This is a genomic window from Flavobacterium sp. UBA4854, assembly GCF_002399805.1.
Taxonomy (GTDB): Bacteria; Bacteroidota; Bacteroidia; order Flavobacteriales; family Flavobacteriaceae; genus Flavobacterium; species Flavobacterium ginsengisoli.
Genome location: NZ_DHEI01000091.1, coordinates 1 through 15,360 on the forward strand (window position 1 = coordinate 1; position 15,360 = coordinate 15,360).

Below are 15,360 nucleotides of genomic sequence, written 5' to 3' on the forward strand. Positions count from 1 at the left end.
TTTTTTTAACTTTAGAATTTGAGTTTAAAATTCTGAGTTGTTTTTAAAAACTTCCTGATTCACTTGATCAATGTAAGATAAAAGTTCTTCTTTTCCAGTAGCTTCTGTAGATGAGGTTACAAAGTACTGAGGCATTTCTGCCCAGTTGTTTGCAAACATCTGCTTTTTATATGCTGCAATATGCGAATCTATTTTTGTTCTACTAATTTTATCTGCTTTAGTAAAAATAATACAGAACGGGATTTCGCTTTCGCCCATATAAGACATAAATTCGATGTCAATATTTTGCGCTTCATGGCGAATATCAATTAAAACAAAAGCGCAAACTAATTGTTCTCTGTTTTCAAAATAATCAGTGATAAATTGCTGAAAAACTGATTTTGTTTTCTTTGAAACTTTAGCGTAGCCATAACCAGGCAAATCGACCAAAAACCAATTATTATTGATTTTAAAATGATTAATTAATTGTGTTTTTCCTGGTCTTCCAGATGTTTTGGCTAAATTTTTATTGTTGGTAAGCATGTTGATCAAAGATGACTTACCTACGTTTGATCTTCCTATAAAAGCATATTCTGGCAAAAAATCCTTCGGACATTTTGATGCATCAGAATTGCTGATAATAAATTCGGCGGTATTAATTTTCATATTCCTTCTCGTTTTAAAACCTCCTAAAAAAATAAATTTTAATGGCTATAAATTCTTTTCAGTAAGCCATTTTTCAAGAATTTCATTAAATTCCTGAGGGTGTTCCATCATTGCGGCGTGTCCGCATTTGTCAATCCAGTATAAAGTTGAATTGGGCAATAATTTATCAAATTCTTCTGCTACATTTGGAGGAGTTACAGAGTCATTTCTACCCCAAATAATGCAAGTTTCAACATCCATTTTAGGCAAATCTTTCGCCATGTTATGACGAATTGCACTCTTTGCAATGGTTAAAGTTTTGATTAATTTGATGCGGTCGTTAGCTGTTGCGTACACTTCATCAATCAAATCTGGAGTTGCAATTTTTGGGTCATAAAATACAGCTTCGGCTTTTGTTTTGATGTATTCGTAATCGCCTCTTCTTGGGTAACTATCTCCCATTGCGCTTTCGTAAAGCCCAGAACTTCCGGTAATTACAAGTCCAGCAACTTTTTCAGGATAAAGTTTTGTGTGGTACAAAGCAATATGTCCTCCAAGAGAATTTCCTAAAAGAATAACTTTGTCAAACCCTTTAAAAGTGATAAAATCTTTTACGTATTTCGCGAAACTTTTTACGTTCGTTTTTAAAATACTTTGCGTGTATATTGGCAAATCTGGGATAACAACTTTATATCCTTTCGTTGGGAAATATTGTGCTACACCATCAAAGTTACTTAGACCTCCCATTAAACCATGCAGAATAACGATCGGAGTTCCTTCTCCAGCTTCAAAATAGCTGTATTTGCCTTCTTTTTTATAGTGTTTGTCCATCTAATCTAATGCCAATTTCAATTTCGACAAATATAGGGTTAATTACACAAAAATGAATTTTTGATGCCATTTTTTAACTAGATAATTTGAGTAGAATTTGTAAATGGTTAAAAATCAGTAATTAAAGGCGTATTTGTTGAAATATTCAAATGTTAAGAAATATGCATTATAATCAATTTTTTAAGAAAATTAGCGCATTATTTTTTTGAATGAATAATGGATTTAAGAATCTGTTAATTAATAGTTAAGGTATTGATTGATTGCTGATTATGGAAAGTGGTAGAGAAGTGGTTAAACTTATTAACAAAGTGGTATAAAGTGGTAAAATGTGGTAATATTTTTTATATTTTTGCTGTATAACATGTTAACTAGTTTTTTTGAACACAATTGTTGGAACATATGAATGTAAAGTCGATGCTAAAGGAAGGCTAATGATGCCTGCACCTTTAAAAAAGCAGTTGACGGCTTCTCTTCAAGACGGATTTGTCTTGAAGCGTTCTGTTTTTCAGCCGTGTTTAGAGTTGTATCCTATGGTAGAATGGGATGCGATGATGAAAAAAATCAACAAGCTTAATCGCTTTGTAAAAAAGAACAACGATTTCATTAGAAGGTTTACTGCTGGTGTTAAAGTAGTTGAGGTTGATGCACTAGGAAGATTGCTTGTACCAAAAGATTTGGTAACGTTTGCAAGTATTTCTAAAGATGTGGTTTTTTCATCTGCGGTTAATATTGTTGAGATTTGGGATAAAGATTTATACGAGAAATCAATTAGCGGCGAAGATATGGATTTTGCAGATCTAGCCGAAGAAGTAATGGGAAATATTAATGACGACGACAATGGAATATCATAATCCGGTTTTGCTTCATCCAACAGTAGATGGTTTAAATATTAAACCTGATGGTGTGTATGTAGATGTTACGTTTGGAGGCGGTGGTCATTCAAAAGAGATTTTAAAAAGATTAGGGCCAAACGGAAGGCTGTTTGCATTTGATCAAGACGAAGATGCGCTTGCCAATGCATTGCCAGACGAAAGGTTTACTTTGATAAATGAGAATTTTAGGTTCATAAAAAGGTTTTTGCGCTTTCACGGAGTAAAAGCAGTAGATGGAATTTTGGCAGATTTGGGAGTTTCATCGCATCAATTCGATGTTCCCGAAAGAGGTTTTTCTACAAGATTTGATGCCGAACTAGATATGCGGATGAGTCAAAAAAATGATTTAAATGCTTATCGGGTGGTTAACGAATATGAAGAACAGGATTTGCGTCGTGTTTTTTTTGATTATGGGGAGTTGAAGAACGCGCCAGTTTTGGCAAGAACAATCGTAGAAGCGAGAAAAGATTATCCAATCAAAACGACTGAAGAATTAAAAGATGTTCTGAAAAAGTTTTTGCCAGAGAAAGTTCGAAACAAAGTTTTGGCTCAGATTTATCAGGCAATCCGAATAGAGGTAAATCAGGAAATGGATGTTCTAAAAGAATTTATTGAGCAGTCATTGGAGATTTTAAAACCAGGAGGAAGATTCTCAGTAATCTCATATCATTCTTTAGAAGATCGTTTGGTAAAGAGATTTATAAAGAACGGAATGTTTGAAGGAGAACCAGAGAGAGATTTTTACGGAAACTTTTCAGTTCCATTCAAAACAATAGGAAAATTGATTGTTCCGGATAATGAAGAAATCAAGATTAATAATAGAGCAAGAAGTGCCAAATTAAGAGTTGCAGAAAAGCTATAATATATATTAAGGTAGGAAATAATGAAAAGTGGTGTATTTAGCATATTAAAAGCAAGATTCCTGATTCATGAAGATGCAGTAAAAAATTGGCGTTTTATCGTTTTTATAATTCTGCTAGCCATTTTGATGATTGCCAATACACAACGATATGAACAGAAAGTTTTTGAAATCGCAAAATTAAATAATGAAGTAAAAGAGCTGAGATCTGAATTCGTCGATCGACGTTCAGAATTGATGAAGTTAAAAATGGAGTCGACTATTTCGGATAAAATGTTAGAAAAACAAATCTATCCATCAACAGTTCCTCCAGTGAAAATAGAAGTTAAAAAAGAAGAAGAAAAAAGTTTCTTTAAAAGAATATGGCAGTAGACGATAAACATATATCCTACAGAATTTACCTCGTAGCAGTTTTCATCTTTGTGATGGCAATTGCTATTGTTGTTAAATTAACCAATATTCAATGGGTTGACGGAGATTATTACAGAAAACTGGCAAAACAGCGTACGGTAAGAAACTTTGTAATCCCTGCCAATAAAGGAAATATTTATTCTGCCGACGGAAGTTTATTGGCAACATCGATTCCGAATTATGAAATTCGTTTTGATGCAAAAGCGCCAAAAACAGAAACTTTTGAGAAATATGTAAAACAATTGTCAGATTCTCTAGCAACTGTTTTAGATAAACCAAGTGGTTATTTTCAGAAAGAATTGCGAAAAGCGCGCGAAAATAAAAATCGTTATTATTTGATTGCACGCAATTTAAGTTATACGGAATATGTGAAAATTAAAGGTTTTCCATTATTCAATTTAGGAGCTTTTAAAGGAGGAATTATTGTTGAGCAAGAAACGGTTAGAAAGCATCCAATCGGTAAAATTGCAGAGAGAACAATTGGTTACGACCGAATTGATCCAGCAACGGGAGTAGAAGTAGGAAAAGGAATTGAATGGGCTTTTAAAAATTATTTGAACGGGAAAGACGGTAAGATTTTAAAGCAAAAAATTGCAAAAGGACAATGGAAACCAATTCGTGACGTAAATGAAGTAGATCCAATTGATGGCTACGATGTGATTTCGACTATAGATGTTTTTATTCAGGATATTGCACATCACGCTTTGCTGAAACAATTGCAAGATTACGAGGCAGATCACGGTTGCGTTGTGGTAATGGAAACAGAGACGGGATATGTTAAAGCAATTTCGAATTTAGGAAGAGCAGAAGACGGATCGTATTACGAGACAACAAATTACGCAATTGCAGAATCTCACGAACCAGGATCGACTTTTAAATTAGTTGATTTAATAGCGATTTTAGAAGATAAAGTAGCTGATACAAGCACAGTTTATGATAGTCATAATGGTGTTGTTAAGTATTATGGAAGGTCTGTACGCGATTCGCATCATGGTGGTTACGGAAAAGTTTCTTTAGCACGCGGATTCGAACTTTCGTCAAATACTGTAATGGTTCAAGCCGTTTATGATAATTATAAAAGCAACCCTTCAAAGTTTGTAAATCATATTAAAAGTTTTGGTTTAGATAAGCCATTAGGATTGCATTTTAAAGGAGAAGGTAGACCAATTGTTCCGCATCCTGGAGATAAAAGCTGGTCAGGAATTTCACTTCCGTGGATGGCTTTTGGATACTCGGTTTCGGTTACACCAATGCAAACATTGGCTCTTTATAATTCGATTGCGAATAACGGGGTAATGGTAAGACCGCAATTTGTTTCTGAAATTAAAGAATGGAACAAAACGGTTAAAAAGTTTGATACAGAAGTAATCAATCCAAAGGTTTGCTCGCCTGAAACGCTTAAAAAAGTAAAAGCAGTTTTAGAAAATGTGGTGAAAAAAGGAACGGCTTCTAAACTGTATTCGAAAGATTTCTCGATGGCAGGAAAAACTGGAACCGCGATGGTTAATTATGGTAAAGCAGGAAGAGAAGGAATGTACTACGCCTCTTCTTTTGCAGGGTATTTTCCAGCAGATCATCCAAAATATTCTTGCATTGTAGTGGTTCATAAGCCAAATACAGCTAAGAATAATTATTACGGAGCAGATGTTGCAGGACCAGTTTTTAAGAGGATAGCGCAAAAGATTTTTACAGACGCGCCTTCAACAAATAAGATTAAAAAATTAGATTCTAGAATCCCAAAGCAGGATGCTAGTTATGAAAAATATACTGCTGAGTCAAATAAAAAAATGAATCAGATTCCAGATTTAAAAGGAATGCCTGGAATGGACGCAATTGCTTTACTGGAGAATTTAGGTTTGAAAGTAAAAGTAAATGGAATGGGAAAAGTGAAGAATCAATCGATTCAAGCGGGAACCAGTATTAGCAAGAACGCAACAATTGTATTAGAATTATCGTGAAAGTATTAAAAGACATATTATATAAAGTAGCTATTGAATCTGTAAAAGGTTCGACAGATGCGGCTATTCAGAAAATTGAATTTGATTCACGTAAAGTAGAAGCAAATGATGTTTTTGTAGCAATTCGTGGTTCACTTTCAGATGGACATGATTATATCGAAAAAGCAATTCAGCTAGGGGCAAAAGCGATTATTTGCGATACATTTCCAGCAACTATTGCAAATGATGTAACTTATATTCAAGTAAAAGATACCAATACAGCGCTGGCTTTTATGGCGGCTAATTATTTTGAAGATCCATCTTCAAAACTAAAATTGGTTGGTGTAACAGGAACAAATGGTAAAACGACAATTGCATCATTGTTATTTCAATTGTTTCAAAAAGCAGGTTTTAAAGTTGGATTATTATCAACTGTAAAAATCGTAGTAGATAAAATAGAATACCCAGCAACGCACACAACACCAGATTCTTTGACTATCAATCATTATTTAAATGAAATGGCCGAAGCGGGAGTGACGCATTGCTTTATGGAAGTAAGTTCTCATGGTATTCATCAAAAACGTACTGAAGCTTTGCATTTTGTGGGAGGAATTTTTACAAATCTTTCTCATGATCACTTAGATTATCATCCAACATTTGCAGAATATAGAGACGTTAAAAAGTCTTTTTTTGATTCACTTCCAAAATCAGCTTTTGTTTTATCAAATATTGATGATAAAAACGGTTCTGTAATGCTACAGAATACCGTCGCTATAAAAAGGACTTATGCTTTAAAATCTTATGCAGATTATAGAGCGCAGATTTTAGAAAGCCAATTATCTGGATTGTTGTTGAAAGTAAATGATAATGAAGTTTGGGTAAAACTGATCGGTACTTTCAATGCATACAATGTTTTAGCGATTTATGGAACAGCTGTAGAACTAGGAATTGATAGTTTAGAAGCATTGAGATTGCTGTCTGATTTAGAAAGTGTTTCGGGACGTTTCCAATACATTGTTTCAAATGAAAAGATTACTGCTGTTGTAGATTATGCTCATACGCCAGATGCGCTTGAAAATGTTTTGAAAACCATTAATGACATTCGAACAAAAAATGAACAGCTAATTACTGTTGTTGGATGTGGAGGTAATCGCGATAAAACAAAACGTCCTATCATGGCAAAGATTGCTTCGGATATGAGTGATAAAGCAGTTTTGACCTCAGATAATCCTAGAAATGAAGATCCAGAGGTTATTTTGGATGAGATGGAACAAGGAGTTGAGCCCCACAATTATAAAAAAATGCTGCGAATTACAGATAGAAAACAGGCAATTAAAACAGCTTGTCAATTGGCTCAGCCAAATGATATTATCCTAATTGCAGGCAAAGGACATGAAACTTATCAAGAAATAAATGGTGTTCGCCATCATTTTGATGATATGGAAACAGTAAAAGAGATTTTAGAGCAACTAAACAAATAATAATAAAATTTTAAGTTCAAATACCACCATTGGATTTGGAGTTTCAAATTGGAATTTAAAAAAATAGAAAAATATGCTGTACTATTTATTTGAATATTTTGATAAGACATTGGATATTCCTGGAACAGGAGTTTTCCAGTACATCACATTTAGATCAGCTTTGGCATTTATGCTTTCGTTGCTTTTATCGACTATTTATGGTAAAAGAGTAATTAACTTTTTACGCCGTCAACAAGTTGGAGAAACTGTACGTGAGCTTGGTCTTGCCGGTCAGAATGAAAAAGCAGGTACGCCAACAATGGGTGGTTTAATTATCATTTTTGCTACTCTTATTCCTGTGTTGTTATTTGCAAGATTGCACAACATTTACATCGTTTTGCTGATTGTAACTACTCTATGGATGGGAACAATTGGTTTTGTTGACGATTATATCAAGATATTCAAAAAAGATAAACAAGGATTAAAAGGTATTTTTAAAGTTATTGGTCAAGTTGGTCTAGGAATCATTGTTGGAGCAGTTCTTTATTTTAATCCAGCAGTTACAGTAAGAACAGATACAGGTCGAGCAGATATTTTTAAAACAGCTGCAAATTCGACAGTTATAGTGCCTGCAGGTATTGAAGAGAAATCTACAGCAACTACAATTCCTTTCGTAAAAAACAATGAATTTGACTATGCTGAAGTCCTATCTTTTATGGGAGATGGATATGAAAAATGGGCTTGGTTAGTGTTTATTCCGGTAGTTATTTTCATTATTACAGCAGTTTCAAATGGAGCAAATTTAACAGACGGAATTGATGGACTCGCCGCAGGAACCTCTTCCATATCTGTCCTCGCACTCGGGATATTCACATTCGTTTCTGGTAATATCATTTTTTCCAATTATCTGAATATAATGTATATACCCAATTCGGGAGAAATGACAGTTTTTATCTCCGCATTTGTTGGGGCACTCATTGGATTTCTTTGGTATAATTCTTTTCCCGCTTCGGTGTTTATGGGAGATACAGGGAGTTTAACAATAGGAGGAATCATTGCTGTTTTAGCCATTGCAGTTCGTAAAGAAATATTGATTGTTTTATTCTGCGGAATTTTCTTAGCAGAAAGTGCCTCAGTAATTATTCAAGTGAGTTATTTTAAATATACAAAGAAGCGTTTCGGAGAAGGACGAAGAATTTTCCTGATGTCACCGCTTCATCATCATTATCAGAAAAAGGGATATCACGAAAGTAAAATCGTAACCCGTTTCTGGATTGTAGCAGTGATGCTGGCCATTTTATCAATCATTACCCTAAAATTAAGATAAATGAGATTAGTAGTTTTAGGTGGAGGAGAAAGCGGAGTAGGAACCGCGATCCTCGGAAAGAAACAAGGTTACGATGTTTTTGTGTCGGATTTTGGAAAAATAAAAGAGAGTTATAAAGAAGTTCTTATCATTAATAAAATTGCTTGGGAGGAAGAGCAGCATACAGAAGATTTGATCCTGAATGCAGATGTGGTCATGAAAAGCCCAGGAATTCCAGACAAATCTCCAATAGTAAAAAAACTTATTGCAGCAGGAATTAAAGTGATTTCGGAAATAGAATTTGCGATTCCTTACACAGAAGCAATGACCATTGGGATTACAGGAAGTAATGGTAAAACCACCACGACAATGCTAACACATCATTTGCTGAAATATGCAGGACTGAATGTAGGATTGGGAGGAAATATCGGAAAAAGCTTTGCCTGGCAGGTGGCAGAAAACAAATATGATGCATACGTTCTTGAATTAAGCAGTTTTCAGTTAGACGGAATAATAAATTACAGACCAGATATTGCCATTATAACCAATATTAGTCCAGATCATTTGGATCGATACGAATATAAATATGAAAATTATATCAATTCGAAGTTCCGAATAACAATGAACCAGACTGAAAATGATTATCTCATTTACGATGCTGATGATGAGGCAACTGCAGAATGGTTAAAAAAGAACAAAACAAAAGCAAAACTAATTCCTTTTTCATTGACGAAAAAATTTGATGAAGGGGCTTCTATAAAAAACAACAAAATGGAAATAAAGATCAACCAAGAAGAGTTTACAATGGATACAGAACACATTGCGTTAGAAGGAAAACATAATATGAAAAACGCCATGGCAGCAAGCTCTGTAGCTAAATTGATGCAAATTAGAAATGCAACGATTCGTGAAAGTCTATCTAATTTCCAAGGTGTTGAGCACCGTTTAGAAAAAGTATTAAAAATACAAAACGTTCAATATATCAACGATTCAAAAGCAACAAATGTAAATGCTACTTTCTTTGCTTTAGATAGTATGAATGCACCAACGGTATGGATTGTTGGAGGTGTTGATAAAGGAAACGATTACAACGAATTAATGTCGTTAGTACGTGAAAAAGTAAAAGCTATTATCTGTCTTGGAATTGATAACCGTAAAATTATAGATGCATTTGGAAATGTTGTTGATATTATGGTTGAAGTAAATAATATGAATGATGCTGTAAAAACGGCTCAAAGATTAACAGAAAAAGGCGATGTAGTTTTATTGTCTCCAGCGTGCGCAAGTTTCGATTTATTCGAAAACTATGAAGACCGTGGAAAACAATTCAAGCAAGCTGTCCATAACTTGTAGAAAATAAAGAGTTTCAAGTTTCAAGTTAGAAGAAACGTGAAATTTGAAACAAGAATAACCTGAAACGAAAGAATTATGAAAGAGCTAGTAAACAAACTAAAAGGAGATAGGGTAATATGGTCATTCGTGGCTTTATTGGCTTTGTTTTCGTTTATGCCTGTTTTTAGTGCGAGTAGTAATTTAGCTTATATAGGGCATGGGACGGGGAATACACTAGGTTATTTGGTAAAACACTTGGCACATATTTGTATTGGTTTTTTAATCATTTACTGGGTGCATCGAGTGCCATATCATTATTTTAGAGCAATTTCAAAAATTGCGCTTCCGGTGGTTTGGATTTTATTGATTTATACGCTTTTAAAAGGAACTGTGATTGCAGGAGCAAATGCAAGCCGTTGGATTCAGGTGCCTTTTATTGGAATAACGTTCCAGACATCAACATTGGCATCTATTGTTTTGTTTATTTATGTTGCAAGATATTTATCGAAAACAAAAGAAGAAAATGAACCTTTTCAAACCTCGTTAATTCAGCTTTGGGTTCCGGTGTTTATTACGTTAATATTGATTTTACCAGCGAACTTTTCAACAACAGCCTTAATCTTTTCAATGGTTTTAATGCTCACATTTATTGGAAAGTATCCGTTAAAATATATTGCTTTTATCATTGGTTCGGGAATTGCAATGTTGGCATTTTTCCTTTTGGTGGCAAAAGCTTTTCCAGATTCAAGATTCTTTAGCAGGGTTTCAACTTGGGAAAGCCGTATTACGAACTTTACAACTGATAAGCCAGATGAAGACGATTATCAGATTGAAAAAGCAAAAATTGCAATTGCCTCAGGAAGATTAGGAGGATTAGGTCCTGGAAAAAGTGTTCAGAAAAACTTTTTGCCACAATCTTCTTCCGACTTTATTTATGCCATTATTGTAGAAGAATATGGTTTGGTAGGAGGAGTTTCGATAGTGGTTTTGTATTTGTTGCTTTTGTTCAGATTTGTGATTGCATCTCATAAAGCGCCTACTTTGTTTGGGAAATTAGTTGTTGTAGGTGTCGGTTTTCCGATGATATTTCAGGCCATGATTAATATGGCAGTTGCGGTAGAATTATTGCCGGTTACAGGACAGACGCTTCCATTAATAAGTAGTGGAGGTAGCTCGATTTGGATGACTTGTCTTGGACTTGGAATTATCATTAGTGTAACGAAAAAAGAAGATGAAATCGCTGAAGAGAAATTAGAAAAAGAAAAAAGAAAAGAAGCTTTACAGCGATTAATTGATAAAGAGTTGGCAGAAGATGATGTGATTTCTCAAGAGATTTATGAGCAAGAGCCTGCCTATTCTATAGAAGACAATTCAAGAAACCCAATGAATGCGGTTTTGAATAAATAAAATTAAAAAAGAATAAATTTTAAAAAGTTGTAATTTTTAGAAAGATGACAAAGTATAAATTCATACTTAGCGGAGGAGGAACAGGAGGACATATCTATCCTGCGATTGCAATTGCAAATGAATTAAAATTACAATTTCCTGATGCAGAATTTCTTTTTGTAGGTGCCAAAGATAAAATGGAAATGCAGAAAGTGCCTCAGGCAGGTTACGAAATAAAAGGTCTTTGGATTGCTGGTTTACAGCGAAAATTGACATTACAAAACTTGATGTTTCCGCTTAAGCTCGCAAGCAGTTTATTGGAATCAAAAAGAATAATAAAAAAGTTTAAACCTAATGTTGTAATTGGAACGGGTGGTTTTGCCAGCGGGCCTTTATTACAGGCGGCAGGTTCGGCAGGAATTCCGACAGTGGTTCAAGAGCAAAACTCTTTTCCTGGCATAACGAATAAATTGTTAAGCAAAAAAGCAAATGCAATTTGTGTGGCCTATCAAAACTTGGAACGCTTTTTTCCAAAAGAGAAAATTGTTTTAACCGGTAACCCAGTTCGTCAGGACTTAATTGACATTGAAAGCAAACGTGATGAAGCAATTGCTTTTTATGGTTTAGATCCGAATAAAAAAACGTTATTGGTTTTAGGAGGAAGTTTAGGGGCCAGAAGAATCAATCAGTTAATCGAAAAAGAATTGCAAAATTTTCTTTCGCAAGATGTACAGGTAATCTGGCAATGCGGGAAATTGTATTTTGAAGAATATAAAAAGTACAATCAGCCAAATGTAAAAGTGGTTGATTTTATTGAAAGAATGGATTTTGTCTACGCGGCATCAGATGTCATAATTTCACGTGCTGGAGCTTCGTCGGTGTCAGAATTGTGTATTGTGGGAAAACCAGTCATTTTTATTCCATCGCCGAATGTAGCTGAGGATCACCAAACTAAAAATGCACAGGCAATTGTGGATGAAAAAGGTGCGATTTTGTTGAAAGAATCTGAGCTTGACAGTCAGTTTAGCATTGTTTTTGAAGCGCTGCTGAAAGATTTGGGAAAACAGAAACAATTAAGTGATAATATTAAGAAACTGGCAAGACCAAGAGCTACACAAGATATTGTAGCAGAAATTGTGAAGTTAATTAAATAGAAAAATTAAAAAGCTGAAGACATATAGTTAAGAGACTTTAAAAACTTTAGACTTGAAGACATTAAGACTCAATTATGAATTTAAATCAAATACAAAACGTTTATTTTATTGGTATCGGAGGAATCGGAATGAGTGCTCTGGCTCGTTATTTCAAGTTTATTGGAAAACAGGTTTCAGGTTACGACAAAACACCTTCTATGCTAACTAATGAATTGATTGAAAGCGGCATAGATATTCATTTTGAAGATAATATAAATTTGATTCTAACAGATTATTATGTTGAAAATACGCTGGTTATTTATACTCCAGCGGTTCCAAAAACACATTCTGAATGGAATTATTTTGTTGAAAGACATTTTGAAGTTAAAAAGCGTGCTGAAGTTCTTGGAATAATAAGTAGAGATACTTTCTGTTTTGCAGTTGCTGGAACACACGGAAAAACTACAACGTCTAGTATTTTGGGACATATTTTGTTTCAAAGCGGTGCTGATGTAACGGCTTTTATTGGTGGAATTGTAGAGAATTATAATTCTAATTTAATCGGAAGCGGAAAAACGGTAACGGTTGTAGAAGCAGACGAATTTGACCGATCGTTTTTGCATTTGCGTCCAGATATTGCTTGTGTGACTTCTATGGATGCAGATCATTTGGATATCTATGGAACTAGCGATGCAATTCAGGCCTCATTTAGAGAATTTGCTTCAAAAGTAGAAGATAAAAATAATCTTTTTATAACCAAAGAATTGCCTTTAGACGGTGTTCAATGTGCTATAAATGAAGATGCTGTATATAAGGCTTATAACGTTCGAATCGAAGACGGGGCTTATGTTTTTGATGTGCAAACGCCGTCAGAAATCATGAAGGATTTGCGTTTCGGATTGCCAGGAAAACACAATTTAATGAATGGATTGATGGCTATTGCGATGGCTAAAACTTTCGGCACCCCGACCGATTCTATTGCAAAAGCCATTGCTTCATTCAACGGAATTAGAAGACGTTTTTCGTATCAGATTAAGAGCGAAAATTTAGTATATATTGATGATTATGCACATCATCCGACAGAAATAAACGCTGTTCATCAAGCAGTTAGAGAATTGTATCCGGGACGTAAAGTTTTGGCAATTTTTCAGCCGCATTTGTTTAGTAGAACAAGAGATTTTGTTGATGGATTTGCGGCAAGCTTATCGCAGTTTGATGAAGTGTTTTTGATGGATATTTACCCTGCAAGAGAGCTTCCTATGGAAGGAGTGACTTCTGAGTGGCTTTTGGGTAAAATGACAAATTCGAACAAAAAAATTGTTGCAAAAGAAGATTTATTAGGTGAAATCAAAGCCAGTGATGCACCTATTATTGTAACAATTGGAGCTGGTGATTTGGGAGAAATGGTTCCGTCAATTAAAAAGGTTTTAAATGAAAATATTTAATTGGACAAATATTAGATTAGTACTTATTTTCGGACTGGTTTTGTTTCTATATTCTTTCGCGAAACATCGAAATGGCGATCGAAAATTGAAAAAATCGATGGTTGTTTTTGTAGGAGAAAATACGCTTTTTGTAAAGCCAGAAACGGTTAATAAATTGTTGATAGAAAATAAAAGAGACGCTTCCAGTATTAGAAAAGATGAAGTAGATTTGAATAAGATAGAAAAAACCCTCGATACGCAAGACATGATTGAGAAGTCAAATGTTTTTGTAAGTATTGATGGAGTTCTAAAAGCAGTAGTAAAACAGAAGACGCCCATAGCAAGAGTTTATGATGGCGCCACTTCTTTTTATATTGACTATGAGGGTAATAAAATGCCCTTATCAGACAATTTCACTGCGAGAGTTCCTCTTGTTTCAGGGGCAATTAATGCAAAAAATAACGAAGATTTAGCAGCTTTATTTCGCACAATTTATGACGATGCGTTTTTGAGAAAAAACATCATTGCTATAGAGATTATGCCGAATGGAAGCTTAAAAATGTTTAATCGTAACTATGATTACTTCATAGATTTTGGAAGAACGATGAATGTTGATAAGAAATTTAGAAACTATAAAGCCTTCTTTCAAAAAGCAGTTTTAGATAGTTCGTTATACAAATACAAAAAAATTGACCTTAGGTTTACGGAACAAGTAGTTTGCACTAAATAATAGAAAATGGAAAAAGATAACATTGCAGTAGGTCTAGATATTGGAACAACCAAAATCGTTGCCATGATTGGCAAAAAAAATGAATATGGTAAGTTGGAGATTTTGGGCATTGGCAAATCCAAAAGTTTGGGTGTTGCCAGAGGAGTAGTAAACAACATTACGCAGACGATACAATCGATACAGCAAGCGATACTCGAAGCGGAAAATAATTCGGGTTACAAAATTAAAGATGTGGTTGTGGGGATTGCCGGACAGCACATCAGAAGTATTCAGCATACTGATTACATCAGTAGAAATAATCCAGAAGAAGTAATTGGTGAAAATGATATTCAGCTTCTAATCGATCAGGTAAACAAACTGGCGATGTTACCAGGAGAAGAAATTATTCACGTTTTACCGCAAGAATTTAAAATTGACGGACAATCTGAAATTAAAGAGCCAATCGGAATGTACGGCGGAAGATTAGAATCTAGTTTTCATGTTGTAGTGGGACAAGCGTCTTCAATCAGAAACGTTGGAAGATGTATTCAGAGTTCAGGAATTGAATTGTCTGGTTTGACATTAGAGCCATTAGCTTCTGCTGATGCAGTTTTAAGTCAGGAAGAAAAAGAAGCTGGTGTTGCACTTATCGATATTGGTGGTGGAACAACAGATTTGGCTATTTTCAAAGACGGTATTATTCGCCATACAGCTGTAATTCCTTTCGGAGGAAATGTAATTACAGATGATATCAAAGAAGGCTGTTCGATTATCGAAAAACAAGCTGAGCTTTTAAAAATCAAATTTGGCTCTGCTTGGCCAGGTGAAAATAAAGATAACGAGATCGTTTCGATTCCAGGTTTAAGAGGAAGAGAACCAAAGGAAATTTCGCTTAAAAACTTATCTAAAATTATCCATGCAAGAGTTGTGGAAATTGTAGAACAAGTTTTTGCAGAAATTAAAGCTTACGGGCACGAAGATCCGCGTAAAAAACTAATTGCTGGAATTGTTTTAACAGGTGGTGGTGCTCAATTAAAGCACATCAAACAGTTGGTAGAATATATTACAGGAATGGA

14 protein-coding genes are annotated in these 15,360 nt (G+C 34.6%); 12 read left to right on the forward strand and 2 right to left on the reverse strand.

Annotation, left to right across the window (positions count from 1 at the left end; genetic code table 11):
- Nucleotides 1–24 precede the first annotated feature (24 nt).
- Entirely contained in the window at nt 25–645 is a 621-nt protein-coding gene (yihA, locus tag B3J44_RS13410; RefSeq protein ID WP_198854353.1) for a ribosome biogenesis GTP-binding protein YihA/YsxC, read from the reverse strand.
- Nucleotides 646–690: 45 nt separating this feature from the next.
- Nucleotides 691–1,455 carry an alpha/beta fold hydrolase gene (locus B3J44_RS13415; RefSeq protein WP_198854352.1) on the reverse strand — a complete coding sequence of 255 codons (765 nt, stop codon included), beginning with the start codon at nt 1,453–1,455 and terminating at the stop codon, nt 691–693.
- A gap of 377 nt (nt 1,456–1,832) precedes the next feature.
- Here B3J44_RS13415 and B3J44_RS13420 point away from each other — a divergent pair, with 377 nt between their 5' ends.
- The 12 genes from B3J44_RS13420 to ftsA all read left to right on the forward strand — a co-directional run.
- Nucleotides 1,833–2,306, forward strand: coding sequence for a division/cell wall cluster transcriptional repressor MraZ (locus B3J44_RS13420; RefSeq protein ID WP_179001379.1), 474 nt, complete (start codon nt 1,833–1,835; stop codon nt 2,304–2,306).
- Nucleotides 2,281–3,189: a 16S rRNA (cytosine(1402)-N(4))-methyltransferase RsmH gene (gene rsmH, locus B3J44_RS13425; RefSeq protein ID WP_286968880.1), complete on the forward strand. Its 909-nt coding sequence runs from the start codon at nt 2,281–2,283 to the stop codon at nt 3,187–3,189. Before B3J44_RS13420 ends, rsmH begins: the two co-directional genes overlap by 26 nt.
- Nucleotides 3,190–3,210: 21 nt before the next feature.
- The gene (locus B3J44_RS13430) at nt 3,211–3,558 is read left to right on the forward strand and encodes an FtsL-like putative cell division protein (RefSeq protein ID WP_198854350.1); all 348 of its coding nucleotides are present in this window, start codon (nt 3,211–3,213) and stop codon (nt 3,556–3,558) included.
- Nucleotides 3,549–5,555 carry a penicillin-binding protein gene (locus B3J44_RS13435; protein ID WP_286968883.1) on the forward strand — a complete coding sequence of 669 codons (2,007 nt, stop codon included), beginning with the start codon at nt 3,549–3,551 and terminating at the stop codon, nt 5,553–5,555. Before B3J44_RS13430 ends, B3J44_RS13435 begins: the two co-directional genes overlap by 10 nt.
- Nucleotides 5,552–7,015: a UDP-N-acetylmuramoyl-L-alanyl-D-glutamate--2,6-diaminopimelate ligase gene (locus B3J44_RS13440; protein ID WP_286968885.1), complete on the forward strand. Its 1,464-nt coding sequence runs from the start codon at nt 5,552–5,554 to the stop codon at nt 7,013–7,015. Before B3J44_RS13435 ends, B3J44_RS13440 begins: the two co-directional genes overlap by 4 nt.
- Nucleotides 7,016–7,088: 73 nt before the next feature.
- Complete coding sequence (mraY, locus tag B3J44_RS13445; RefSeq protein ID WP_286968887.1) at nt 7,089–8,321, forward strand: phospho-N-acetylmuramoyl-pentapeptide-transferase; 1,233 nt, start codon at nt 7,089–7,091, stop codon at nt 8,319–8,321.
- Entirely contained in the window at nt 8,322–9,653 is a 1,332-nt protein-coding gene (murD, locus tag B3J44_RS13450) for a UDP-N-acetylmuramoyl-L-alanine--D-glutamate ligase (protein ID WP_286968888.1), read from the forward strand.
- 75 nt (nt 9,654–9,728) lie between these two features.
- Nucleotides 9,729–11,039 (forward strand): FtsW/RodA/SpoVE family cell cycle protein, encoded by a 1,311-nt coding sequence (locus tag B3J44_RS13455; RefSeq protein WP_286968890.1) that lies wholly within the window; start codon nt 9,729–9,731, stop codon nt 11,037–11,039.
- Nucleotides 11,040–11,083: 44 nt separating this feature from the next.
- Complete coding sequence (murG, locus tag B3J44_RS13460) at nt 11,084–12,172, forward strand: undecaprenyldiphospho-muramoylpentapeptide beta-N-acetylglucosaminyltransferase (protein WP_286968891.1); 1,089 nt, start codon at nt 11,084–11,086, stop codon at nt 12,170–12,172.
- 74 nt (nt 12,173–12,246) lie between these two features.
- On the forward strand, nt 12,247–13,596 hold the full coding sequence (murC, locus tag B3J44_RS13465) for a UDP-N-acetylmuramate--L-alanine ligase (RefSeq protein WP_286968893.1): 1,350 nt from the start codon (nt 12,247–12,249) through the stop codon (nt 13,594–13,596).
- Nucleotides 13,583–14,305 (forward strand): cell division protein FtsQ/DivIB, encoded by a 723-nt coding sequence (locus B3J44_RS13470; RefSeq protein ID WP_286968895.1) that lies wholly within the window; start codon nt 13,583–13,585, stop codon nt 14,303–14,305. The genes murC and B3J44_RS13470 overlap by 14 nt, the downstream gene beginning before the upstream one ends.
- A gap of 6 nt (nt 14,306–14,311) precedes the next feature.
- Nucleotides 14,312–15,360: cell division protein FtsA (gene ftsA, locus B3J44_RS13475; RefSeq protein WP_286968897.1), on the forward strand; the 1,049-nt coding region annotated here is incomplete at its 3' end.

Coding starts and splice junctions, on each gene's coding strand:
- B3J44_RS13455 (WP_286968890.1), top strand. CDS start 9,729: ATGAAAGAGCTAGTAAACAAACTAAAAGGAGATAGGGTAATATGGTCA.
- rsmH (WP_286968880.1), top strand. CDS start 2,281: ATGACGACGACAATGGAATATCATAATCCGGTTTTGCTTCATCCAACA.
- murC (WP_286968893.1), top strand. CDS start 12,247: ATGAATTTAAATCAAATACAAAACGTTTATTTTATTGGTATCGGAGGA.
- B3J44_RS13415 (WP_198854352.1), bottom strand. CDS start 1,455: ATGGACAAACACTATAAAAAAGAAGGCAAATACAGCTATTTTGAAGCT.
- B3J44_RS13470 (WP_286968895.1), top strand. CDS start 13,583: ATGAAAATATTTAATTGGACAAATATTAGATTAGTACTTATTTTCGGA.
- mraY (WP_286968887.1), top strand. CDS start 7,089: ATGCTGTACTATTTATTTGAATATTTTGATAAGACATTGGATATTCCT.
- B3J44_RS13435 (WP_286968883.1), top strand. CDS start 3,549: ATGGCAGTAGACGATAAACATATATCCTACAGAATTTACCTCGTAGCA.
- murD (WP_286968888.1), top strand. CDS start 8,322: ATGAGATTAGTAGTTTTAGGTGGAGGAGAAAGCGGAGTAGGAACCGCG.
- murG (WP_286968891.1), top strand. CDS start 11,084: ATGACAAAGTATAAATTCATACTTAGCGGAGGAGGAACAGGAGGACAT.
- yihA (WP_198854353.1), bottom strand. CDS start 645: ATGAAAATTAATACCGCCGAATTTATTATCAGCAATTCTGATGCATCA.
- B3J44_RS13430 (WP_198854350.1), top strand. CDS start 3,211: ATGAAAAGTGGTGTATTTAGCATATTAAAAGCAAGATTCCTGATTCAT.